Origin of the sequence: Streptomyces sp. DSM 40750, from assembly GCF_024612035.1 — a bacterium.
Classification (GTDB): Bacteria; Actinomycetota; Actinomycetes; order Streptomycetales; family Streptomycetaceae; genus Streptomyces.
The window spans coordinates 7,533,590-7,555,671 of sequence record NZ_CP102513.1 but is presented as its reverse complement, the minus strand read 5'-3'; the positions used below and the strand labels follow the sequence as shown (position 1 = coordinate 7,555,671).

At 70.5% G+C, this 22,082-nt stretch carries 20 protein-coding genes and 2 tRNA genes; 10 read left to right on the top strand and 12 right to left on the bottom strand.

The window, feature by feature from the left end:
* Window positions 1–37 precede the first annotated feature (37 nt).
* From JIX55_RS33740 to JIX55_RS33725, 4 genes are all read left to right on the top strand, one after another.
* Entirely contained in the window at window positions 38–760 is a 723-nt protein-coding gene (locus JIX55_RS33740) for a M50 family metallopeptidase (RefSeq protein WP_257567009.1), read from the top strand.
* Window positions 761–903: 143 nt separating this feature from the next.
* On the top strand, window positions 904–2,235 hold the full coding sequence (gene aroA, locus JIX55_RS33735) for a 3-phosphoshikimate 1-carboxyvinyltransferase (protein WP_257567008.1): 1,332 nt from the start codon (window positions 904–906) through the stop codon (window positions 2,233–2,235).
* Window positions 2,236–2,251: 16 nt separating this feature from the next.
* A complete protein-coding gene (gene rsgA / locus JIX55_RS33730) occupies window positions 2,252–3,265 on the top strand; it encodes a ribosome small subunit-dependent GTPase A (RefSeq protein ID WP_257567007.1) in 1,014 nt (337 codons plus the stop codon).
* Window positions 3,266–3,384: 119 nt separating this feature from the next.
* Window positions 3,385–3,708, top strand: a complete 324-nt coding sequence (locus tag JIX55_RS33725; RefSeq protein ID WP_257567006.1) for a DMT family transporter — start codon at window positions 3,385–3,387, stop codon at window positions 3,706–3,708.
* A 26-nt stretch (window positions 3,709–3,734) separates the two neighbouring features.
* Here JIX55_RS33725 and JIX55_RS33720 read toward each other — a convergent pair whose 3' ends face one another.
* Window positions 3,735–4,358 carry a TetR/AcrR family transcriptional regulator gene (locus JIX55_RS33720; RefSeq protein WP_257567005.1) on the bottom strand — a complete coding sequence of 208 codons (624 nt, stop codon included), beginning with the start codon at window positions 4,356–4,358 and terminating at the stop codon, window positions 3,735–3,737.
* 463 nt (window positions 4,359–4,821) lie between these two features.
* Between JIX55_RS33720 and hisN the strand changes: the two genes are divergently transcribed.
* The 3 genes from hisN (at window position 4,822) to JIX55_RS33705 (ending at window position 6,813) form a co-directional block, all read left to right on the top strand.
* Window positions 4,822–5,622: a histidinol-phosphatase gene (hisN, locus tag JIX55_RS33715; protein ID WP_257567004.1), complete on the top strand. Its 801-nt coding sequence runs from the start codon at window positions 4,822–4,824 to the stop codon at window positions 5,620–5,622.
* A 203-nt stretch (window positions 5,623–5,825) separates the two neighbouring features.
* Complete coding sequence (locus JIX55_RS33710) at window positions 5,826–6,218, top strand: CBS domain-containing protein (protein WP_257567003.1); 393 nt, start codon at window positions 5,826–5,828, stop codon at window positions 6,216–6,218.
* A 178-nt stretch (window positions 6,219–6,396) separates the two neighbouring features.
* A complete protein-coding gene (locus tag JIX55_RS33705; RefSeq protein WP_257567002.1) occupies window positions 6,397–6,813 on the top strand; it encodes a Fur family transcriptional regulator in 417 nt (138 codons plus the stop codon).
* A gap of 170 nt (window positions 6,814–6,983) precedes the next feature.
* Here JIX55_RS33705 and JIX55_RS33700 read toward each other — a convergent pair.
* The 4 genes from JIX55_RS33700 to JIX55_RS33685 form a co-directional block, all read right to left on the bottom strand.
* A tRNA-Met gene (locus JIX55_RS33700) sits at window positions 6,984–7,057 on the bottom strand.
* Window positions 7,058–7,240: 183 nt separating this feature from the next.
* Entirely contained in the window at window positions 7,241–9,298 is a 2,058-nt protein-coding gene (locus JIX55_RS33695; RefSeq protein ID WP_257567001.1) for a tetratricopeptide repeat protein, read from the bottom strand.
* Window positions 9,299–9,469: 171 nt separating this feature from the next.
* Window positions 9,470–9,543: transfer RNA gene (locus JIX55_RS33690), tRNA-Met, on the bottom strand.
* Window positions 9,544–9,587: 44 nt separating this feature from the next.
* Complete coding sequence (locus JIX55_RS33685; protein ID WP_257569572.1) at window positions 9,588–12,524, bottom strand: UPF0182 family membrane protein; 2,937 nt, start codon at window positions 12,522–12,524, stop codon at window positions 9,588–9,590.
* Window positions 12,525–12,687: 163 nt separating this feature from the next.
* Here JIX55_RS33685 and JIX55_RS33680 point away from each other — a divergent pair, with 163 nt between their 5' ends.
* Complete coding sequence (locus JIX55_RS33680; protein WP_257567000.1) at window positions 12,688–13,230, top strand: PPA1309 family protein; 543 nt, start codon at window positions 12,688–12,690, stop codon at window positions 13,228–13,230.
* An 84-nt stretch (window positions 13,231–13,314) separates the two neighbouring features.
* Here the strand turns inward: JIX55_RS33680 and JIX55_RS33675 are convergent, their stop codons facing one another.
* The 4 genes from JIX55_RS33675 to JIX55_RS33660 all read right to left on the bottom strand — a co-directional run bounded on the left by JIX55_RS33675 (window position 13,315) and on the right by JIX55_RS33660 (window position 16,589).
* Window positions 13,315–14,412, bottom strand: a complete 1,098-nt coding sequence (locus tag JIX55_RS33675; RefSeq protein WP_257566999.1) for a YlbL family protein — start codon at window positions 14,410–14,412, stop codon at window positions 13,315–13,317.
* Window positions 14,413–14,486: 74 nt separating this feature from the next.
* Complete coding sequence (locus tag JIX55_RS33670) at window positions 14,487–14,618, bottom strand: hypothetical protein (RefSeq protein ID WP_257566998.1); 132 nt, start codon at window positions 14,616–14,618, stop codon at window positions 14,487–14,489.
* 164 nt (window positions 14,619–14,782) lie between these two features.
* A complete protein-coding gene (locus JIX55_RS33665; protein WP_257566997.1) occupies window positions 14,783–15,244 on the bottom strand; it encodes a molybdenum cofactor biosynthesis protein MoaE in 462 nt (153 codons plus the stop codon).
* Between the two features lie 232 nt (window positions 15,245–15,476).
* The gene (locus JIX55_RS33660; RefSeq protein WP_257566996.1) at window positions 15,477–16,589 is read right to left on the bottom strand and encodes an SDR family oxidoreductase; all 1,113 of its coding nucleotides are present in this window, start codon (window positions 16,587–16,589) and stop codon (window positions 15,477–15,479) included.
* A gap of 190 nt (window positions 16,590–16,779) precedes the next feature.
* Here JIX55_RS33660 and JIX55_RS33655 point away from each other — a divergent pair, with 190 nt between their 5' ends.
* The gene (locus JIX55_RS33655) at window positions 16,780–18,195 is read left to right on the top strand and encodes a zinc-dependent metalloprotease (RefSeq protein ID WP_257566995.1); all 1,416 of its coding nucleotides are present in this window, start codon (window positions 16,780–16,782) and stop codon (window positions 18,193–18,195) included.
* Window positions 18,192–18,707: an NUDIX hydrolase gene (locus JIX55_RS33650; RefSeq protein ID WP_257566994.1), complete on the top strand. Its 516-nt coding sequence runs from the start codon at window positions 18,192–18,194 to the stop codon at window positions 18,705–18,707. The genes JIX55_RS33655 and JIX55_RS33650 overlap by 4 nt, the downstream gene beginning before the upstream one ends.
* A 132-nt stretch (window positions 18,708–18,839) precedes the next feature.
* Here JIX55_RS33650 and JIX55_RS33645 read toward each other — a convergent pair whose 3' ends face one another.
* The 3 genes from JIX55_RS33645 to JIX55_RS33635 are packed head-to-tail and all read right to left on the bottom strand — an operon-like array spanning window position 18,840 to window position 21,889.
* A complete protein-coding gene (locus JIX55_RS33645) occupies window positions 18,840–19,592 on the bottom strand; it encodes an AIM24 family protein (protein WP_257566993.1) in 753 nt (250 codons plus the stop codon).
* A gap of 27 nt (window positions 19,593–19,619) precedes the next feature.
* Complete coding sequence (locus JIX55_RS33640; protein ID WP_257566992.1) at window positions 19,620–20,297, bottom strand: AIM24 family protein; 678 nt, start codon at window positions 20,295–20,297, stop codon at window positions 19,620–19,622.
* 8 nt (window positions 20,298–20,305) lie between these two features.
* Window positions 20,306–21,889: a TerD family protein gene (locus JIX55_RS33635; protein WP_257566991.1), complete on the bottom strand. Its 1,584-nt coding sequence runs from the start codon at window positions 21,887–21,889 to the stop codon at window positions 20,306–20,308.
* Window positions 21,890–22,082: the final 193 nt, after the last annotated feature.

Below are 22,082 nucleotides of genomic sequence, written 5' to 3'. Positions count from 1 at the left end.
CCAGATCCGAAGCGACCTCGAGGAGCCACCGCAGAACATGGAAAGCACCGCAGCCACCTCGCTGGCCAGCCTCTGGGACGAGGTCTTCGGCACCCAGCCCGACCCCGACATCTGGGTCGTCATAGCCACCGCGGTCGCCGCGCTCGCGGCGATCGTCCCGCACGGTGTCTGGCGGCTCTCGCGCAACGCCATCACCATCGCGCACGAGGGCGGCCACGGTCTGCTCGCGCTGCTCACCGGCCGCACCCTGACCGGCATCCGTCTGCACTCCGACACCAGCGGCCTCACGGTCAGCCGCGGCAAGCCCACCGGCCTCGGCATGATCCTCACCGCCGCCGCCGGCTACGCCGCTCCCCCGCTGCTCGGACTCGGCGGCGCCGCCCTCCTCGGCTCCGGCCGCATCACCCTCCTCCTCTGGCTCGCCACGATCCTGCTGGTCGCCATGCTGGTCATGATCCGCAACGCCTACGGCGCCCTCACGGTCGTCCTCACCGGCGGCACCTTCGTGGTCGTCTCCTGGCTCGCCGGCCCCCAGGTCCAGGCCGCCTTCGCCTACGTGGTCGTCTGGTTCCTCCTCCTGGGTGGCGTACGCCCGGCCTTCGAACTCCAGGCCAAGCGCCGCCGAGGCGGAGCCGGCGACTCCGACGCGGACCAGCTCTCCCGCCTGACGCACGTTCCGCCGACGGTGTGGCTGTTGATGTTCCACGTGGTGTCGGTGTGCGCGTTGCTGGGCGGAGGCCGCTGGCTTCTGGGCCTTTGAAGCGACCTGATCTCTTGATCTCTCAGGGGCATCTCTCAGGGGCGCGAGGAACTGCGCCACCAGCCAGAACGAACCCGCACCCGACAAGCGACGCACGTCAACCGGCTGAACCCGGCGGAGCGAACCCCCACTAAAGTGGCCTCATGGCCCTGAACGCACAGCCCGCCCTCTGGCCCGCCCCCCACGCGAGCGGAGCCGTCGACGCGACGGTCCACGTCCCGGGGTCCAAGTCGGTCACCAACCGCGCCCTCGTGCTCGCCGCCCTGGCCAGCGAGCCCGGCTGGCTGCGCCGCCCCCTCCGCTCCCGCGACACCCTGCTGATGGCGGCGGCGCTGCGCGCGATGGGCGTCGGCATCGAGGAGACCGTGTCGTCGAGTTCCTCCGTCGCGGGCGGCTCCGGCGAGGCCTGGCGCGTCCTGCCCACCGGCCTGCACGGCCCGGCCACCGTCGACGTCGGCAACGCCGGCACGGTCATGCGCTTCCTCCCCCCGGTCGCCGCCCTCGCCGACGGCCCCATCCGCTTCGACGGCGACCCCCGGTCGTACGAGCGCCCCCTGAACGGTGTAATCGACGCCCTGCGCGTCCTCGGCGCCCGGATCGACGACGACGGCCGTGGCGCGCTCCCGCTGACGGTGCACGGCGGTGGCGCCCTGGACGGCGGCCCGGTGGCGATCGACGCGTCGTCGTCGTCGCAGTTCGTGTCGGCGCTCCTGCTGTCCGCCCCGCGCTTCAACCAGGGCGTCGAGGTCCGTCACACCGGCTCGACGCTCCCCTCCCTGCCGCACATCCGGATGACCGTCGACATGCTGCGCTCGGTCGGCGCGCAGGTGGACACCCCGGAGTCGGGCGGCGAGCCGAACGTCTGGCGGGTCACGCCGGGCGCGCTGCTCGGCCGCGACCTGACGATCGAGCCGGATTTGTCCAACGCCCAGCCGTTCCTGGCGGCGGCCCTGGTGACCGGCGGCAAGGTCGTCATCCCCGACTGGCCCACGCGCACCACCCAGCCCGGTGACCAGCTCCGCGAGATCTTCACGGAGATGGGCGGCATCTGCGAACTGACGGAGTACGGACTGGTGTTCACCGGTTCGGGCTCGATCCACGGCATCGACGTGGACCTGAGCGAGGTCGGCGAGCTGACCCCGGGCATCGCGGCCGTCGCCGCCCTCGCCGACTCCCCCTCGACCCTGCGCGGCGTAGCCCACCTCCGCCTCCACGAGACGGACCGCCTGGCCGCGCTCACCAAGGAGATCAACGAACTCGGCGGCGACATCACCGAGACCGCCGACGGCCTCCACATCCGCCCGCGCCCCCTGCACGGCGGTGTCTTCCACACGTACGACGACCACCGCATGGCCACCGCCGGCGCGATCATCGGCCTGGCGGTGGAAGGCGTGCAGATCGAGAACGTGGCGACGACGGCCAAGACCCTGCCGGACTTTCCCGACCTGTGGACCGGGATGCTCGGGAAGAACTGACGGGCGGACCGGGATCATGCGCCGTTACGGCAAGCACACCGACGAGGACGACATCCGCAGCCGCCCGAACCGCAAGGGCAACCGTCCTCGTACGAACATCCGCCCGAAGCACGAGGACGCCGCCGAGGGCATGGTCCTCACCGTCGACCGGGGCCGGCTGACCTGCCTCGTCGAGGACCGGGTGATCTTCGCGATGAAGGCCCGCGAACTGGGCCGCAAGGCCGCCGTCGTCGGCGACCAGGTCGCCCTCGTCGGTGACCTCTCCGGCAAGAAGGACACCCTCGCCCGGATCGTCCGCATCGCCGACCGTACGTCGGTACTGCGCCGCACGGCCGACGACGACGACCCGTACGAGCGCGTCGTCGTCGCCAACGCCGACCAGCTCGCCATCGTCACGGCCCTCGCCGACCCCGAGCCCCGCCCCCGCCTCATCGACCGCTGCCTGGTCGCGGCCTACGACGCCGGCCTCACCCCCCTGCTGGTCATGACGAAGTCGGACCTCGCCTCGCCCGACAAACTCCTGGAGCTCTACGGCCACCTGGACATCCCGTACGTAGTGACGAGTCGCCAGGAACTGGAGGCCGACGACACCGCCGACCACGTACGCGAACACCTCGACGGCAAGATCACCGCCTTCGTCGGTCACTCGGGCGTGGGCAAGACGACCCTGGTCAACGCGCTGGTCCCGGAGGACCTACGCCGTACGACCGGCCATGTGAACGCGGTGACGGGCCGCGGCCGGCACACCACGACCTCGGCGCTGGCCCTTCCCCTGGCGGACTCGCACGGCGGCTGGGTGGTGGACACCCCGGGCGTACGCTCGTTCGGGCTGGCCCATATCGACCCCTCCCGGGTCATCAACGCCTTCCCGGACCTGGTGCCGGGCACGGAGGGCTGTCCGCGTGCGTGCAGTCACGACGAGCAGGACTGCGCGCTGGACCAGTGGGTGGCGGACGGGCACGCGGACCCGGCCCGCCTTTACTCCCTGCGCAGACTGCTCGCCACGCGCGAACGGCGGGAAGGCGACTGACCTCCGCGTTGTTTGCGCCCCTCTCCACCCGGTAAGTGCATAATCGCACCAAGTCGGATCCAGACCAGACGAGATCACCCGAAGCGGTCACGGAACGTGGGGACACGGGAGGACGAGACATGGCGTGGCTGCTGGTTGTCGTGGCGGGGCTTCTGGAGACCGGGTTCGCCGTATGTCTGAAGCTCTCGCACGGCTTCACCAGACTCTGGCCGACGGTCGCGTTCTGCATCTTCGCGCTCGGCAGCTTCGGCCTGCTGACCCTGTCCCTGAAGAAGCTCGACGTCGGCCCCGCCTATGCCGTCTGGACGGGCATCGGCGCGGCCGGCACCGCGATCTACGGGATGATCTTCCTCGGCGACATCGTGTCGACCCTGAAGATCGTCTCGATCACCCTGGTGATCGTGGGCGTGGTGGGGCTGCAGCTGTCGGGCTCGGCACACTAGGTCGCGCCCGCGGCCACTGGTCGAGGCTACTGGTTGAGGGGCCGACTGAGCTGACGGGGCAACGCGGTCCGCACGAGATCCGTGACTCCGCCCTCGCCCGGGGGCGCCGCCACGCAGGACAGGGCGAGCCGGACGGCGAGTTCGCAGGACCGGGCCAGCTCCACGGTGTCCGACTTGGGGGTGCCGGGCAGGGACAGCACGGTGACGGCCCGCTCGCGCACCAGGGCCACGAAGTCGGTGGGCGCGGGCAGCGGCCCGTCGGCACGGCGCTGCGCGGGCACCGCGGAGGACGAGGGCACCGCCGAGAGCGTCGGGGAGGGCAGGCGCTCGCTCCAGCAGCCGGTGAGCATGGCTCGAACGAGTGCGTTGCCCCGGGAGGCCGCCACGGTCCACTCGGCGGTCGCGGCCAGCCGGTCCCGGGTGTCCGCGGGGGTGGCCAGCGCCCGATCGACGCCCGCCAGGTAGCCGTCCGCTTCCCTCCGCACCAGGGCCCTGGCGAGCCCGTCCTTACTGCCGAACTCGTTGTACAGCGTCTGACGTGACACTCCGGCCACCGCCGCCACATCCACCATGCGCACGGCGGACCACGGCCGGCGCACCAGCGCCGTGTAAGCGGCGTCCAACAAGGATTCCCGCGCTGCAGGCATCATCGCCTCCTAAGAGCGAGCGGGCGGCTCCGCCCTCAGATTTGACGCGCATCAAGTGACTGTCAAGGGTTCGCGGCGGCCCCCAGGGGCGCACACAAGCCAACGCGCGCGGCACCCCCGGGGCACACCCGGGCCGGCACCCGCCCACCAGCACACCCGCTCACCCCACGGCCAACCGTCACCAGCCCGCCTGTTCGTACTGCGGGCAGTCGTGCCGCCGGGGCGATGGGGGCACCTCCCGCTCATGGGGGTCCCTCCCGCTCGAGCGAAGTCGAGAGTGGGGGAGAAGCCGAGAGTGGGGGAGGGTGGGCGCAGTCGGCACCCGTAAGCGCCGGGCCGCGTGATCCACCCCCGCCCCGCACCGGCGGCCGGGTGCCCACCGATCCGCCGCCCCAACCCCCGCGCCCCCAACCGACCCCCGGCCCCCTGTAGCCCCGTACCGACCTCGACGGATACCGTTCGCAACATGGCCGACTACCTCGACGACCTCCGCTTCGCCCACGTCCTCGCGGACGCCGCCGACGCGACCACCATGGCCCGCTTCAAGGCCCTCGACCTGAAGGTCGAGACGAAGCCGGACATGACCCCGGTGAGCGAGGCCGACAAGGCCGCCGAAGAACTGATCCGCGGCCAGCTCCGGCGCGCCCGCCCCCGCGACGCGATCCTCGGCGAGGAGTACGGCATCGAGGGCACGGGCCCCCGCCGCTGGGTCGTCGACCCGATCGACGGCACCAAGAACTACGTCCGCGGCGTCCCCGTCTGGGCCACCCTGATCTCCCTGATGGAGGCAGCCGAGGGCGGCTACCAGCCCGTCGTCGGCGTCGTCTCAGCCCCCGCCCTGAGCCGCCGCTGGTGGGCCGCGAAGGGCCACGGCGCCTTCACCGGCCGCAGCCTCAGCTCCGCCTCCCGCCTGCGCGTCTCCCGCGTCGCCAAGCTCTCGGACGCCTCCTTCGCGTACTCCTCCCTCAGTGGCTGGGAGGAACGCGGCCACCTCAACGGCTTCCTGGACCTGACCCGCGAGGTGTGGCGCACGCGCGCGTACGGCGATTTCTGGCCGTACATGATGGTCGCCGAGGGCTCGGTGGACATCTGCGCCGAACCCGAGCTCTCCCTCTGGGACATGGCCGCCAACGCGATCATCGTCACCGAGGCGGGCGGCAGCTTCACCGGCCTCGACGGCCGCCCCGGCCCACACAGCGGCAACGCGGCGGCCTCGAACGGCCTGCTCCACGACGACCTGCTGGGCTACCTGAACCAGCGCTACTGAACCGCTCCCGCCGATGAGCACGGGGCCCCCGAGTGATCCCGGGGCGCCCCGAACTCACCACGCCCGCCCCCTTGTTGACCTCCGCTTTACCTGCCACATTGAGAGTCCCCCCACTTGTGAACTTGTGCAGTGCTCAATAGGCGCCTCCGGCGCCGGGCCTGAACCAACTGTCACCGGGATTCCCTAGGAGGTGGCTGAACTCCATGCTCGTCCGCGACGCCATGAGCACAGTGGTCCTCACCATCGGCCCCGATCACACCCTCCGCCAGGCCGCCGCCCTGATGTCGGCACGCCGGATCGGCGCGGCCGTGGTCCTCGACCCGGACGCCGGCGGACTCGGCATCCTGACCGAACGCGACGTCCTCAACTCCGTAGGCCTGGGGCAGAGCCCCGACGCCGAGCGGGCTCACGCCCATACCACCACCGACGTCGTGTTCGCCGCGCCGTCCTGGACCCTGGAGGAGGCGGCCCGCGCCATGACCCACGGCGGTTTCCGCCACCTGATCGTTCTCGACCAGGGCGCGCCCATCGGCGTCGTCTCGGTCCGCGACATCATCCGCTGCTGGGCCCCGGCCCGACAGCACGCGACGGCGTAGACCGCACCACCCAGGCACAGGAACGACCCAGACGTTCGAGCCTCCAGGCACGCGAAACGGGCCGGGAACTCATACGAGATCCCGACCCCTCCCAAAGATTGGACAAATTCCAATCCAAGTCGAGATCTAAAGTAACACCTTGTCGGGATCTGTTTCGCCGGCTGTTAGGCTGGCCGGTATGAGTGACCTTCTGGAGCGGCTGCGCGGACGCGGATGGCGTATGACCGCGCAGCGGCGCGTCGTGGCCGAGGTCCTCGACGGCGAACACGTCCATCTGACGGCCGACGAGGTGCACGCGCGTGCTGTCGCCAAGCTGCCCGAGATCTCCCGGGCGACCGTCTACAACACGCTGGGTGAACTGGTCTCCCTCGGCGAGGTACTCGAGGTCACCACGGACAAGCGCGCCAAGCGGTACGACCCCAACGCGCACCGCCCGCACCACCACCTGGTCTGCGCCCAGTGCGGCACCATCCGCGACGTCCACCCCACGGGCAACCCCCTCGCCGACCTCCCCACCTCCGAGCGCTTCGGCTTCACGGTCTCGGACGTGGAGGTCACCTACCGAGGCGTCTGCCCGACCTGCACGACGGCATAGCGCAGCCCCACCGACACGACGGCATAGCGCAGCCCCACCGACACGACGAAGCCCCCGGCGACCAACCACCGGGGGCTTTCCGCTGACCACCCTCACAACCAAGCGATACGGCGCTACAGCGACACACCGAGGGCCCGGAACCTTGTCGGTCCCGGGCCCTCGGCCTTCAGTAGCGGGGACAGGATTTGAACCTGCGACCTCTGGGTTATGAGCCCAGCGAGCTACCGAGCTGCTCCACCCCGCGTCGATGAACTGAACACTACGTCACCGCCACCGACCAGCGCAAATCCATTACCCCCAGCCCCAGCAAGCCTGTCCGTCCCAGCTGCGGGCAGTCGTGCCGCTGGGCGCCAGGGAACCCGCCCGCACAGCCACCCCGGCCACCCCGGCCACCCCGGCCACCCCGGCCACCCCGGCCACCAAACGACTACGCCGACAACTCGTCCCGCAACGCGTCCCGCAACCGCGCCGCCCGCTCCGCAACCTCCGCCGGCCCGAGCGCAACGGCCCGATCGGCCCACCGCTTCCCCTCCACCAGCTCCCCCCGACGCGCGTAGACGAGGGCAAGCCGCAACGCCGCCCGGCCATGCCCCGCATCAGCGGCCCGAGCCCACCACAACGCGGCCTCCGGCTCACTCCCCTCCCGAGCGAGCAGCAGCCCCAGATTGAACGCCCCGTTCCGCGACCCGGACTCCGCCGCGACCCGGTACCACCGCGCCGCCTCGATCACGTCCCCCCGCCCCGCGGCCAGCATCCCGACCCGCACCTGCGCCCGCCGATGCCCCTGCGACGCGGCCCTCTCGTACCACTCCTCGCACTCGTTCTTCTCCCGCACCGGCTCCCCCAGCTCGTGCGCGGGGGCGGGCGGCCGGCGCGCGTCGAGTACGGCGGCCAGCCGGTACGCGGCCTCCGCACTGCCCCCACCGGCGGCACACCGCAGATGCCGCTCGGCGGCCCGCTCGTCGCCGTCCCGGAGCCGCGCGATGGCGACCTGGAGCGCCGCCTCGGTGTGCCCGGCGGCAGCCGCCCGCTCGTACCAGACGAGCGCCGCCACATCGTCGCCCCGCCCGGCGAACAGGATGCCCAGGTTGAACGCGGCGTCCACGCTCCCGGCCTCCGCGGCCTTGGAGAACCACGGCTCGGCCCCGGACGCGTCACCGACCTGGAGCAGCAGGATGGCCAGCGCGTTCGCCGCCTCCCGGTGCCCGGCGTACGCGGCCCGCCGGTACCACTGCTCGGCCTGCGCGGTCCGCCCCTGCTCGGCGCAGAGCAGCCCGAGGTTGTACGCGCCGTTGACGTCACCGGCGTCCATCGCGGCCCGGTACCACCGCTCGGCGGTCTGCGTCTCGCCGCGCTCGGCGTGCAGTGCGCCCAGCGCGTTCGCCGCGTTGCCGTCGCCGTCCTGGGCGGCCCGCAGCCACCACACGGCCGCGCTCTCGGTGTCGCCCGCGTCCCGCAGCAGGAATCCGAGCGCGCACGCGGCGCGCGGCTCGCCGTCCTTGGCGGAGGTCAGGTACCAGCGGCCGGCCTCCTTGAGCTCCCCACGCCGCTCCAGAATCGCCCCTAGGTGCAGCGCGGCGCGCCGGTGCCCGCGCGCGGCGGACTGGCGGTACCACTGCTCGGCCTCCGCGGCGGTGGCCCCGACACCGTTGTCAGCGTCGGGCTCCCCCGCCTGTACGGCGGCGCGGCCTTCACGTACGACGGGACGGCCCTCACGGGCGGCCTCACGGCTCGTGCTCCCGGTCTCGAACGCCGCGCGTGCGATTCTGCGCCCCTCGCGCACGGCCGCGCGCTCCTCCTGCTCCGCACGCCGACCGAGCGCCCGCGCGAGCCGGTACGCGGCCTCGCGGTGCCCGCGCTCGGCGGCGACCCGCATCCACTGCTCGGCGGCGGCGTCGCCGCGGTGCTCCAGCAGGTCGGCGAGAGCGTACGCGCCCAGGGCGTGCCCCTGCTCGGCGGACTGCCGCAGCCAGTACTCGGCGGCCGGCTCGTCGCCGCGCTCGCGGTGGTGCCGGCCGAGCGCGTGCGCGGCCGCGGCGGAACCGGCGACGGCCGCGATCCGCCACCAGTTGGCGGCCTCGTCGGCGTACCCACGCTGGTGCAGCAGGACACCCAGGTTGTTGGCTGCCGCGCGGTCCCCGGCGGCGGTGGCACCACGCAGATAGGGCTCGGCTCCGTCGAGGTCACCGCGGCGCAGCAGCATGGCTCCGAGGACGCTCATCGCCTCGGCGTCGCCGGACTCGGCGGCGAGCCGCTGACGCGCCTCCTCGGCGGCGTCACCCGTCTCGTCCTCGTCCGCGGCCTGCGCGGATTCGGCCGGCGACAGCGCGCGGCCGGCGGCCGCCCCGGGCTCTGCGGTCAGCACGGAATCGGCCGCCGCCCCGGTCTCGGCGGGCACCACAAAGTCGGCAGGCAGCGCAATGTCGGCATGCTGCGCAAACCGCCCTGTCTCCAACAGAGTTGCCTTGTCCCCCATAACGTCCATCGTCGCACCACCTGCAACCTGGGTACACCTGGTATACCGCAGCCATTGAGGTCACTACAGCGTTTTGTCGACATGCCCACAGAGCGACAAGTCAAACACAGATTTCCCATCCTCCTCGGGCAACACGTCGAAGGCCCGGATCCTTTAGAGGATCCGGGCCTTCAACTTCAGTAGCGGGGACAGGATTTGAACCTGCGACCTCTGGGTTATGAGCCCAGCGAGCTACCGAGCTGCTCCACCCCGCGCCGTTGTGTTGCAACCGTACCACGGTGGGGAGTGGAGCTTTGCATCAGCCGCTTCCGGAGCCCTCGTCGGTGCTCTGGTCGCCTTCCTCCTCGGTGCCGCCGCTGCCGGCGCCGTCGGCCTTGGACTGTGCCTCCTCGGCCCGCTTCAGCGCGTCCTCCAGGTCCTGTTGGGCCCGGCCGTACGCCTCCCAGTCGCCGTCCTTCAGGGCCTGCTGGCCCTCGTCGAACGCCTTCTGGGCTTCTTCCAGGGCCTGTTGGACCGTCGGATCGCCGGACGTCGGCGGCTCGTCGGTGCCCTCGTCGCCGTCATCCACCGGTGGCTCGGTGGTCGGACCCTCGGTTTCGAACACCTTGTTGAGCGCCTCGTCGAGGGTGTCCTCGAAGGCCGTGTTGCCGCCGTAGGTGACCAGGACCTTGCGCAGCAGCGGGTACTTGAGTCCGCCGCCTCGCACGTAGACAGGCTCGACGTAGAGCAGTCCACCGTCGAGCGGGACCGTCAGGAGGTTGCCGTACTCGACCTCCGAGTCTCCGCGCTTCAGGAGGCTGATGGTCTCGGCGATGTCCTGTTCCGAGTTGAACTGGCTCTGGACCTGTTTGGGTCCCTCGATGGCCTCGCTCGTCGGCACCTTCAGGATTCTGAGCTTGCCGTAGTCCTTGGTGCCCGCCTCGGCGTTGACCGACATGAAGCCGCTGAGGTTGTCGCGTCCGTTCGGAGTGAACGTCGTGGTCAGCGAGAACTCCTGCTCCTGCACGCCGGGCATCTTCATGCTCAGGTAGTACGGCGGCACGGCGCTGCCCGAGGTGTTGGTCGGATCGTCCGGGACCTGCCACACCTCGCTGCCGCTGAGGAAGGTGTCGGCGTCCCTGACGTGGTACCGGGTCAGCAGCTCGCGCTGGACCTTGAACAGGTCCTGCGGGTACCGCAGATGGGCCATCAGCGAGTCGGAGATGTCCTTCTTCGGCTCCACCGTGTCCGGGAACGCCTTCATCCAGGTCTTCAGGACCGGGTCCTGGGTGTCCCACTGGTAGAGCTTGACCTCGCCCGTGTACGCGTCGACGGTCGCCTTCACCGAGTTGCGGATGTAGTTGACCTGGTTCTGCTGGGCCACCACCGCGCGCTGGCTGTTGTCCGCGGTCAGCGAGTCGGCCGTCGTGTCGCCCAGGGTGGTGCGGGAGGCGTACGGGTAGCCGTTGGTGGTGGTGTACGCGTCGACGATCCACTGGATCTTCCCGTCGACGACGGCCGGGTAGGCGTCGCCGTCGATGGTCAGCCAGGGGGCGACGGCCTCGACGCGCTGCTTGGGCGTGCGGTTGTACAGGATCCGCGAACCCTCGCCGATGGCGCCGGAGTAGAGGATCTGCGGCTCGTTGAACGCCACCGCGTACGCGGCCCGGTTGACCGGGTTGGAGAGGTTGATCCCGCTCTTCCCCGTGTAGCTGGTGGTCTTCTCGCCGCTGTCGTCGGAGTAGTCGATCTCCTTCTGGGGACCGCCGACGATCGAGTACTGGGTGGTCTTCTCGCCGTAGTAGACCCGCTGCTGGTACTTGCCCAGGTCGCCCTTGGACGGCAGGTCGGACTCCGTGAACACCGGCCGACCGCCGGAGGTGGCCTCGGTGCCCTTGGCGGCGACCACGCCGTAGCCGTGGGTGTAGCGGAAGTGGTCGTTGATCCAGTTGTTCTTCGGAATGCCGGCGAGGTTCAGCTCGCGCAGACCGATGACCGTGTCCTGCTCCGCGCCGTCCTCGCCGCTGTACCGGTCGACGTCCAGGTTGGTGGGGAACGCGTAGTAGTTCCTCATCTGCTGGAGCTGCTGGAACGTCGGCGAGACGATGTTCGGGTCGAGCATGCGGATGCTCGCCGTGGTGTCGGCGTCCGCGCGGAGCTTGGCCTTGTCGGTGGTGTCGCTCGTGCCCGAGTACTCCTCGACGTCGGTCCCGTCGATGCCGTAGGCCTGCCGGGTCGCCACCAGGTTCTTCTCGACGTACGGCGCTTCCTTGGCCTGCTCGTTCGGCTGGACCTGGAACTTCTGCACGATCGCCGGGTACAGCCCGCCGATGAGGATCGCGGAGAGCACCATCAGGCCGAAGCCGATGAGCGGCAGCTGCCAGGTGCGCCGCCAGATGGTGGCGAAGAACAGCAGCGCGCAGATGACCGCGATGCAGAACAGGATCGTCTTGGCGGGCAGATACGCGTTCGCGTCGACGTACCGCAGGCCCGTCCAGTTGCCCGTCGCCTTGAAGTCGCTGGACTTCACCGCGAGCCCGTACCGGTCGAGCCAGTACGCGACCGCCTTCAGGGCGACGAAGATGCCGATGAGCACCGACAGGTGCCCGGTGGCCGCGGCGGTGGCACGCGCGCCCGGGGAGGTGACCCTGAGGCCGCCGTACAGGTAGTGCGTGAGCGCGGCGGCGATCACCGAGAGCACGGCGGCGGCGAAGCCGAAGCCGAGCAGGAAGCGGTACCAGGGCAGGTCGAAGGCGTAGAAGGAGACGTCCAGGTCGAACTGGGGGTCCTTCTGGCCGAACGACACTCCGTTGACCCACATCAACCAGGTGCGCCACTGCCCGGAGGCGGAGGCGCCGGCGATGAGGCCCACCAGGGAGGTGATCCCGAGGAGCAGCCACTTCTTGTAGGGCGCGATGCCCATGCGGTACCTGTCGAGGCTCTGCTGCTCCATCGACATGGCGCTGAGCGGCGGCCGCAGCCGGTGCGCCAGCCAGACGTTGAAGCCGACCGAGACCGACATCAGCAGACCGAAGACGAAGAAGAGCCCGATCTTCGTCCACAGTGTGGTGGTGAAGACGGACGAGTACTTCACCGACCGGTACCAGAGCCAGTCCGTCCAGAACCCCGCGAACATGACGAACGCCATGCCGAGGACGGCAAGGACGCCCAGCGTCATGAGCAGTGTCCGGACGCGTCGGGACGGTCGGCCCACTCTGATCCGCGGCCCCGTCGGGCCTCCGCCGCGGTCCGGCATCTGGAAAGCCAAGGTGCGCACCTCGAAGTTCGCTGTCGAAACGTCAGGCCCGCGTCTACGGACCCTCCAGCGGGCCCCGTGATCGTAGGGGCCTCACCTATGCAACTTACTCACGCTTTACTCGGTTCCCGCTTCCGGGAACGAACGAGGCAGGATTGTGACCATGTCCAACACTCCCATGGCAGCCAACCCCCTCACCCGGGCCGTGCTCGAGATCGACGAGTACGCCTCAGGCCTGGGCTGGGACCAGCCCGCTCGCCTCTTCGCCCTCGTGGATACCGCGCGTCTGCGGGCCCAGGAACCCGTCCTCGCCACCCAACTCGGTCTTCAGGACGAGTCCGAGACCACCGGTCTCACCCCGATCGAGCAGGACGAGATCCCCGCCGGCAAGGCGCTGGACGAGTTCCTCGGCACCATCGCCTGGCCCGACGCGGTGGTCGGCTGCGCGCTGACCGTGGAGCGGCTGATGCTGCCGCCGTCCGCCGAGGCGTCCGTCCCGGAGAACCTCGACGGGGCTCGCCTCGCTCAGTGGGTCGCCTCCCACCCCGACCGCCAGGAGGTCCGTATGACGGTCGCCGTCCTCCGCGACGGCTCCCGCGACTCGGCCCTGCGCCTGCGCGAGAAGGACACCCCGACGGAGGTCCTCACCGGCCCCGAACTGGTACCGGGGCTGGCCGAGGCCCTGTCCGCGACCTTCGTGGACTGACCTTCGGATCTACGCCGATGGGGGCGCCCTCCGGTTTCGAGGGCGCCCCCACGCGCGCGCGTACGTCGCTCTCTCCTGCGCCTGTCAGCCCTTGGTGGCGCACTTCGGCAGGTCGGCGGTGTCGCCGGAGCGGATGTCCTCCAGGGCTCCCAGGGCGTCCTCGATGGTGTCCACCTTGACGAGGGTCAATCCGTCGGGGGTGTCCTCGGCGGCCGCGGCGCAGTTGTCCTTGGGCGTCAGGAAGTACTCGGCGCCCTTGTCGCGCGCGCCGACCGTCTTCATCTCGATGCCGCCGATGGGACCGACCTTGCCCTCGTCGTCGATCGTGCCGGTGCCGGCCACGAATTTGCCGCCCGTCAGATTGCCCGGCGTCAGCTTGTCGTAGATACCGAGGGCGAACATCAGTCCGGCGCTCGGGCCGCCGACGTCGGCGAGCTTGATGTCGATGGTGAACGGGAAGGTGTGGTCGGTCCCAGCGGAGATCCCGACGATCGCCCGCTCCTCGCCCGAGTCGTCGGACTCGGCCGTGGTGATCGTGACCTTCTCGGTCTCGGTCGCCGTCCTGTTCGCCTTCTCGGCGGCGGCCTGCGCCTTGGCGGGCACGATGACGAAGTCGACGTCCTCGCCCGGCTTGTGCTTGGTGACCAGCTTCGCGACGTCCTCCGGCGCCTTGACCGCCGTACCGTCGACGGACTTGATCACGTCACCGGCGTGCAGCTTGCCCTCGGCCGGGGAGCCCTTGAGGACGGTGGAGACGATCACCCAGGACCTCACCGGGATGTCCAGCTCCTTCAGGGCCGCGACCTTGGCGCTCTCCTGGGACTGGCTGAACTCCTCGGCGTTCTCCTGGGTCGACTGCTCCTCGGTCTTGCCGTCCGGGTACAGCGTGTCGTGCGGTACGACCTTGTTGTCGTGTGCCAGCCAGCCGTACACGGCCTCGACGAGGTTCATCCTGTAGTCGGCGCTGGTGACCCGGACCGTGGTCATGTTGAGGTGGCCGGTCGTCGCGTACGTCTTGCGCCCGGAGATCTGCAGCACCGGCTCGCCGTCGTGCTCCCCGAGCGTGTTCACCGTCGGCCCCGGTGACATCTCCGCATACGGCACGGGAATGAACACTCCCGCGCACAGGAGCGCGATCAGCATCAGGGTGGAGGCGAGCATCGTCGCGGTGCGGCGTGGCATGGAACGACAGTACGGGACAGCCCTGTCAGTGCACTGTCGGGGCCGCCCGTCCGAGGCGACGGCGAAGGGGGCCGCTAGCCGCCGGAGTGGGACCGCTCCATGGCCTCACGGAAGCGTGAGTAACCCGCGAGCTCGCTGCCGTCCTCCATGGTCTTGCGGTTCCGGCTGGCCCAGCCACCCCACAGTCCGGCACCGATCGCAGCCATAAGTGGAATCAGCAACCAGGCGAGCGCCGCCATGCCGACCTCCCAACCCCTATCAAGCGACCGCAACTGACTGATCAGCAGATTATCCGTCCGCACCGTCAACGCTCGCGCCGGGGGACGGGTTACGCAACCGGAGCGCGCATGGGCGTATTCCGGTCACGGCTTCAGCAGGCTCCCACCCATTCCTCCGTACCGTCGGAGAACTTCTGATGCTTCCAGATGGGGACTTCGTGCTTCAGGTCGTCGATGAGTTTGCGGCACGCCTCGAAGGCCTCGCCCCGGTGCGGACACGACACGGCGACGACCACGGCGAGATCTCCCACCTTCAGATTCCCCACCCGGTGCACGGCCGCGAGCGCCCGCACCGGGTACTCGGCGACCACCTTCTCCGCGATCCGCCGCATCTCCGCTTCGGCCGTCGGGTGACACGAATAGCCGAGCTCATCGACATCGGCTCCCCCGTCGTGATTCCGCACGGTCCCCACGAACAGCGCGGTCCCCCCGGCCGCGTCGTCCCCGACCGCCCGGAACACCTCGTCGACGGAAAGCGCCGTCTCCCGTACACCGATCAGCTTGATGGGCTCCTCAGCCCCCTGCTCACCGGGATGATCATCATTCACTGCCATACCCCCATCGTGCCCCACCGCGCCGCAACCCGACACGGTCGAATCGGCAGTCACCCGCGCGTGGGGCTTGAAGCCTCATCCAGTCGGCCATGGATGAGGGTGGTCGCCCGTCGCCCGTCCGTCGTGGCTGCGGGCCGTCGTGCCGCTGGAGCGTCACGGGTGGGCGCGGCGGCACCCGGCGAGCGCCGGCAAGCGAAACCCGCCCCCGCCCAGCCCCAGCGAGGCGCGCCCCTCAGCGCCGCCCCCGGGCCTTCCGCGCCCGCCGCACCAACGCCGCCGTACCCAGCAGCGCGACCGTCGCACCCGCGGCCCCCGCGGCCGTCGCATCCTTGCGCCCCAGCCGCCGCCCGGCCACGGTGTGCCGCCCGGCGACCTCCTCCAGCAGCTCCGCGAGCACTTCCTCGTTCGTCCACAGCGGCCGCCACCCGGCATCATGCAGCCGGCTCCCGCTCACCACCCAGGGATACATCGTGTACGCCAGGTCGCCGGCCGGCGACGGCGTCAGCCCGATCCGGTGCAGCCGGGCAGCGGCCCCGAGGGCGACCGCGGACGGCAACTCCATGCGCCGGATCCCGCTGAGTTCCTCGACCTCCTCCTGCTCCAGCCACCCCTCGCACCCGACGGCGAGCTCCCCGTCGACCTTCTCCAGCACGGCGTACTCCAGCGCCCCGCACAGATCCTCGACATGGCAGAACTGCCACGCGGGTCGCGACCCGGCCACCACCAGCAGCCGAGGCGACTCGAAGTACCTGGTCAGCGCCGTGTCCGTACCCCCGACGAGCGTCGCAGGGCGGACGACGGTGACGTTGAGGCCCGGATGGGCGCGCGGCGCCCGGCGCGCGAGCCGCTCGATCTCCAGCAGGTCGCCGACCCCGGTGGCCTCGGCGGTCGCCCGCAATTCGGCGTCCTCCGAGAGCGGCAGCTCGTTCTCCGGCAGCGCCCCGTAGACCATCGCCGAGGTGCACAGCACGACCCGGTGCACCCCGGCCGCGGCGGCCGCCGTGAGCACGGTCTGCGTGCCGCGCACGTTGTACGCGCTGCGTGCCGCCGAGTCCGTGCCCAGGTCGAGGTCGACGGCGAGATGCACCACGACGTCCGCCCCGCGCAGCTTCTCGGCGATCGCCGGGTCCCGCACGTCCAGGATGTGCCACTGGGCGGCCGCGCACTCGCCGCGCCGCTCGTCGATGGCGATGACCTGCCGGATCTCGTCGGACTCGGCGAGCCGCTCGGTGAGCAGCGCCCCGACACCGGACGCGGCACCGGTGACCGCGACGACGGGCCCGCGCACGGCGGGACTGGTTGAGTGGTTTCGCGCTGCGCGAACCTGCGGATCTGGGGAACTCACCGGGCGTCTCCAGCGGTTGTCTTCAGTACGAACGCGGGTGACGCGTGCGTACCAGGTGGCATCCATCCTGCCGCAGGCCTTCGGTCGGCGGAGCACCGAGGCCTTAACCCGCCGTGGTGTCTACGCTGGGTGGTGTTCGGGCAGCCGTGCCGTCGGAGAAAACCGATGGCCCTATCAGCCGAGGAATCCCGTGAGTGACACCCCATTCGGATTCGGCCTTCCGCCGGAGGAGCCGGACGACGGCGACGAGGGCAAGAAGAAGGACCAGCAGAGCGGTGGTGGTCAGGGACCGGCCAACCCGTTCGGCTTCGCGTTCCCCGGGGCCGGCGGCTCCGGCGCCGACAATCCGTTCGCCGCGATGTTCGGTTCCATGAACCCCACCGACCTGGGCGCCGCCTTCCAGCAGCTGGGCCAGATGCTCTCGTACGAGGGCGGCCCGGTGAACTGGGACATGGCCAAGCAGATCGCCCGCCAGACGGTCTCCCAGGGGACCGCCGACGGCACGAAGGACGCGAGTGTCGGCCCCGCCGAGCGCACCGCTGTCGAGGAGGCCGTCCGCCTGGCCGATCTGTGGCTGGACGACGCGACGTCCCTGCCGTCCGGCGCGGGCTCCGCCGTGGCGTGGAGCCGCGCGGAGTGGGTGGAGGCGACCCTGCCTGCCTGGAAGGAGCTCGTCGACCCGGTGGCCGAGCGTGTCGGCGGCGCCATGGGCGACATCCTGCCGGAGGAGATGCAGGCCATGGCCGGCCCGCTGATCGGCATGATGAAGTCGATGGGCGGCGCCATGTTCGGCCAGCAGATCGGACAGGCCGTGGGCGTGCTCGCGGGCGAGGTCGTCGGCTCCACCGACGTCGGCCTGCCGCTCGGCCCGGCCGGCAAGGCCGCACTGCTGCCGATCAACGTGGAGGCGTTCGGCAAGGACCTGGGCGTCGGCAAGGACGAGGTGCGGCTCTACCTGGCCCTGCGCGAGGCCGCCCACCAGCGGCTCTTCGCCCATGTCCCATGGCTGCGCTCGCACCTGTTCGGCGCCGTCGAGGGCTACGCGCGCGGGATCAAGGTCGACACGGCCAAGCTGGAGGACGTTGTCGGCCAGTTCGACCCGCAGAACCCCGAGGAGCTGCAGCAGGCACTCCAGCAGGGCATGTTCCAGCCGGAGGACACCCCGGCGCAGAAGGCCGCCCTGGCCCGCCTGGAGACCGCTCTGGCGCTGGTGGAGGGCTGGGTGGACGCGGTGGTGCACGCCGCCGCGAAGCCTCGCCTGTCGTCCGCGGACGCGCTGCGCGAGACCCTGCGCCGCCGCCGTGCCACGGGCGGCCCGGCCGAGCAGACGTTCGCCACGCTGATCGGCCTGGAGCTGCGCCCGCGCCGCCTGCGCGACGCGTCCCGGCTGTGGGCCTCCCTCACGGACGCGCGCGGCGTCGACGGCCGCGACGCCCTGTGGGCCCACCCGGACATGCTGCCCACCGCCTCCGACCTGGACGACCCGGACGGCTTCGTGCACCGCGAGCAGCTGGACTTCTCCGAGCTGGACAAGATGCTCGGCGAGGCCGCGGGCGGCTCCACCGAGAAGCCGGACCTGAAGAAGAAGGACGACGACACCGAGTGAGCCTGCACGACGACGCGGTCCTCGTACTGAAGAGCTACGAGGACCAGGTCGAGCTACGCCAGGCGTACCTCGACCATCTGGCGGCCCGCCCGGACGGCATGTGGAAGGCATGCGGCGCCGGGCACATCACGGCGAGCGGCCTGGTGATCGACCCTGAGCGCGGACAGGTGCTGCTCACCCTCCATAAGAAGCTGCGCATGTGGCTCCAGATGGGCGGCCACTGCGAGCCCAAGGACACCACCCTGGCGGGCTCCGCCCTCCGCGAGGCGACGGAGGAGTCCGGCATCACGGGCCTGACGCTCCTGCCGGGCGGCCCGGTCCGCCTCGACCGCCACCACACCCCGTGCGCCTGGCACCTGGACGTCCAGTACGCGGCCCTCGCGCCCGCCGGAGCCGTGGAGGCGATCAGCGACGAGTCCCTCGACCTGCGCTGGTTCCCGTACGCCGAGGTGGCAACCGTGGCCGACGAGTCGGTCGTACGCCTGGTGGAGGCCACGCGGGCCCGGCTCTGACCTCGCTGTTTCGTGGAGTCGGCGGTCTGTCGGTGTGGCGCCGACGGGCTGCGGGCAGGCCCCCGACCGGGGGAGCAGACGTTGTAAGGGGCGTCCGCATTGGCGGACGCCCCTTACACATGTCCCTGCTGATCAGTTGCGGCTGCCCCCGAGGGAGTTCCCGCTCAGTCCGCCGGAGCCCATGCCGAACTGTCCGAGCACCCCGGACGTACGCAGGTGCTGCGGCGGCAGCAGCTCGCTCGGCTGGACCAGAACGTGCCCCTGTCCCCCGAAGTGCATCTCCCAGCCCTCACCGGTGGAGCCCCTGCGGCGCCACACGGCGGAGGTGGAGGTCGGCGCCTGGAGCTGCGTGCGCAGCGAGGTCGACCAGGCGATGACTGCGTCCGAGTCCACGCAGATGTTCTTCTCGGGGGTCACTTCGAGGACGAGGGGCTCGCCCGAAGTCATCAGGACGATCTTGCCGCCACCGGACAGCTCCAGGTTGTACGCCCCGGCCGAGGCCACCTCGACGGCGCTGTCCACGGCGACGATGCCGACGTTCAGGGAGCCGTCGAAGGCGAGGACGGCGGAGGAGTCGACGGTGATGCCACGGCCGACCTCCATGATGTGCAGGTACTGCGCGAAGTTGGCGAGATAGACGATCCCGTTGCCCTTGCAGCGCATGAGTTCGAGCCGCTCACCGGTCATCCGCTCGGCGTTGCGCCAGCTGCGGTTGCGGTACTGGCTGTCGAAGTCGACCTGTCCCTCGAAGGCGACCATGGCGCCCTGGCGGGCCAGGACGGGACTGCTGCCGATCGTGACGTCGGTCTTGAGCAGTTGCGGGTTCTGCAGTGTGTAGCGCTCGGTGTGGTTCACCGGGATGTGCGCGAAGAGTGTGCTGTGCATGGTGTGCTGTTCTCCTCTCAGCCCCGGTCAGCCACGGATCTTGAAACGGTCGCCGGTGTCCTCGCTGGGCTGGACGACCACGAAGCCCCGGCCCTTGAAACCGATCTGGAAGGCCTCCCCGCTGCCCCGGCCGATGAGCGCACTGGCCTTGATGGTGCGGCGGGCCTTCATGTCGAGGCCGTCGGTCCAGGCGATCAGCGCGTCCGGGTCGACGTACGTCTCCCGTTCGGCGCAGTCGAGGGAGATCGGCACGCCCCGGCTGACCAGGGCGACCCAACCGGTGCCGCGGATCACGAGGTTGGTCAGGCCCGAGCCGGAGAGCTTGGCAAGCCCCTTTACCGGCTCGATGGTGAGCTGGAGAGAGGCGTCGCAGGCCAGCAGCGTGGGGCCGTTGACGGAAAGCGCCTCGTTGTTCAGGTGGAGGATGAGGACGTCACCGCCGTAGTCGGCGAGGTACAGGTCCCCGTCGCCCCTGCAGAGCATCAGCTTGCCGCCCTCGCCGCTGACCATCTCCTCCGCGCTGCGCCGCAGCGTGGCGGGCGGGCCGTCGAACTGTACGTACCCGTCGTACGCGATCATCGAGCCGGCCTTGGCCAGGAGGTCCTGACCGGTGACCATCGTGACCTTGAGCGTCTTGGAGCTGTGCACGCTCATACGGACGCCGGTGGGGGCGGAGCGGTGCGCGTTGAGTGTCTGGAGGTCCATGCTCTGCCTCACACCTCGAAGGGCTGGACGACGACGAAGTTGCCGGGGGCACCGCGGAACTGGAGGTTCACGGCCTCCTGTGTCTGCCGGGCGTACCCGGAACGGCGCAGCCTGAGCGAGGTGGTGGTGACGGCCTGCGCGCCGGCGGACCAGGCGATGACGGCGTTGCCGTCGACGTAGGTGGCCGGGCCGACGGGCAGCACGACGGGAACGCCGCGCGTCTTGACGACGACTGCTCCCGTCCCGGAGAAGAGCATGCTGAACAGACCGCCGCCGGGCAGGCCGGCGCCCTCGATACGGCGGATCTCGGTGTCGAGCGCCTCGTCGAAGGCGAGGACCCCGCGCGCGCTGGTGTAGAGCTGCTCGTTCTCCAGGCGGATGACGAAGAGGCGGCTGCCCTCGTCCGCGAGGAACACCTCACCGTCCCCGGAGCAGCGCATCAGGGCCATGCCCTGGCCGGTGAGCTGGCCCGTCAACTTGCCGAGCAGGCCTGAACCCTTGTGGGCGAAGTCGATGTCGCCCTGGTAGGCGACCATGCTGCCCTGCTTGGCGAGGATGTTGGCGCCCTTGGTGAGCGTCGTGCGCACCATCTGTGGGTTCTGCTCGGTCCAGCGGTCCCCGACGGGTGCCTCGGAGTACTTCGTCAGGACGACGCGCAGGCCCGCCTCCGGAGGCACGGGCGCGAGTGGCGTACCGCCGCCGAAGGGCTGCGCCTGCCCCGGGAAGGCCGCGGGGGCACCGGGAGGCGTGAACGGGCCACCTTGCGGAGCCGCGCCAGGAGGCGTGAAGGGCCCGCCCTGAGGTGGGGCGCCGGGCGGGGTGAAGGGTCCGCCCTGCGGCGCGGGCGCGGCCGGGGGCGGGGCGGTGCCGCCAGGCGGCGTGTTCAGGGGCGCGGCGATCGTCGGCGCGGCGTGTACGGAGGGTGAGGGCGCCGGGGGCGCGAACCCCTGTGTGGGCGCCGGGGCCGGTGCGGGCACCGGGGCGGCAGGGGCACCGAACGCGGGCGGGGCGAAGCCGGGCGCGGCGTCGGCCTGCGGCTGCTGCGGTGCGGCGGCGGGCTCCTCCTCGGCGACCTCGCCGCCGAAGTTCTTCAGCAGCGCGTCGAGGCCTCCGTCGAAGCCCTGTCCGACGGCCGCGAACCGCCAGACGTCCTTCAGGTAGAAGTCGCCCAGCATCACGGCGCGCTCGGTGGAGAACTCCGAGCCGTCGAACGGGTACCGGGCCACCTCCTCGCCGCCCGCGACGATACGGACGTAGCCGGGGGAGATCTGCGACATCTGCCCGTTGCCGTCGATCGTCGCCGTGAAGGACAGCTTCTGGATCTGAGGCGGGATCTTGTCGAGGGTGACGCGGAAGGACTCCGTGTCGCCCGACTGGGCCCCCAGGAGCTGGATCGACTCCTCGGGGGTCTTCGGCTGGTTGAAGAAGATGAAGTAGCGGTCGTCCGAGAGCCGTTCGTCGGCGTCCAGACCGAAGCAGCTGATGTCGAAGGTCAGTCCGGGGGCGGAGATCTGTACGCCTACGTACAGATCCGTACCCGCGGTCAGGTCACTGATCTTGGCCTTGTGGCCACGTTGGAATTCCCTGGCCATGCGTAACGACCGTCCCCCATCCCGAAAGTGAGTGCGCCTGCGAGTGCGTCGCGTCAGGCTAACCGCAAAGTCCTGAGACGTACGAGGCTGGTACAGAGCCGGTACAAAAGCGCGACTTCGGTCACCCGTTCCACAAACGCCCACACACGCGCGCGAGATGTCCGTTTCGCATTACTCACCTTCAGGCCGCAGG

Bases quoted from the DNA above. Each gene is read 5' to 3' on its own strand.
- JIX55_RS33740 (WP_257567009.1), top strand. From the start codon at position 38: ATGGAAAGCACCGCAGCCACCTCGCTGGCCAGCCTCTGGGACGAGGTC.
- aroA (WP_257567008.1), top strand. From the start codon at position 904: ATGGCCCTGAACGCACAGCCCGCCCTCTGGCCCGCCCCCCACGCGAGC.
- rsgA (WP_257567007.1), top strand. From the start codon at position 2,252: ATGCGCCGTTACGGCAAGCACACCGACGAGGACGACATCCGCAGCCGC.
- JIX55_RS33725 (WP_257567006.1), top strand. From the start codon at position 3,385: ATGGCGTGGCTGCTGGTTGTCGTGGCGGGGCTTCTGGAGACCGGGTTC.
- JIX55_RS33720 (WP_257567005.1), bottom strand. From the start codon at position 4,358: ATGATGCCTGCAGCGCGGGAATCCTTGTTGGACGCCGCTTACACGGCG.
- hisN (WP_257567004.1), top strand. From the start codon at position 4,822: ATGGCCGACTACCTCGACGACCTCCGCTTCGCCCACGTCCTCGCGGAC.
- JIX55_RS33710 (WP_257567003.1), top strand. From the start codon at position 5,826: ATGCTCGTCCGCGACGCCATGAGCACAGTGGTCCTCACCATCGGCCCC.
- JIX55_RS33705 (WP_257567002.1), top strand. From the start codon at position 6,397: ATGAGTGACCTTCTGGAGCGGCTGCGCGGACGCGGATGGCGTATGACC.
- JIX55_RS33695 (WP_257567001.1), bottom strand. From the start codon at position 9,298: ATGGACGTTATGGGGGACAAGGCAACTCTGTTGGAGACAGGGCGGTTT.
- JIX55_RS33685 (WP_257569572.1), bottom strand. From the start codon at position 12,524: ATGCCGGACCGCGGCGGAGGCCCGACGGGGCCGCGGATCAGAGTGGGC.
- JIX55_RS33680 (WP_257567000.1), top strand. From the start codon at position 12,688: ATGTCCAACACTCCCATGGCAGCCAACCCCCTCACCCGGGCCGTGCTC.
- JIX55_RS33675 (WP_257566999.1), bottom strand. From the start codon at position 14,412: ATGCCACGCCGCACCGCGACGATGCTCGCCTCCACCCTGATGCTGATC.
- JIX55_RS33670 (WP_257566998.1), bottom strand. From the start codon at position 14,618: ATGGCTGCGATCGGTGCCGGACTGTGGGGTGGCTGGGCCAGCCGGAAC.
- JIX55_RS33665 (WP_257566997.1), bottom strand. From the start codon at position 15,244: ATGGCAGTGAATGATGATCATCCCGGTGAGCAGGGGGCTGAGGAGCCC.
- JIX55_RS33645 (WP_257566993.1), bottom strand. From the start codon at position 19,592: ATGCACAGCACACTCTTCGCGCACATCCCGGTGAACCACACCGAGCGC.
- JIX55_RS33640 (WP_257566992.1), bottom strand. From the start codon at position 20,297: ATGGACCTCCAGACACTCAACGCGCACCGCTCCGCCCCCACCGGCGTC.
- JIX55_RS33635 (WP_257566991.1), bottom strand. From the start codon at position 21,889: ATGGCCAGGGAATTCCAACGTGGCCACAAGGCCAAGATCAGTGACCTG.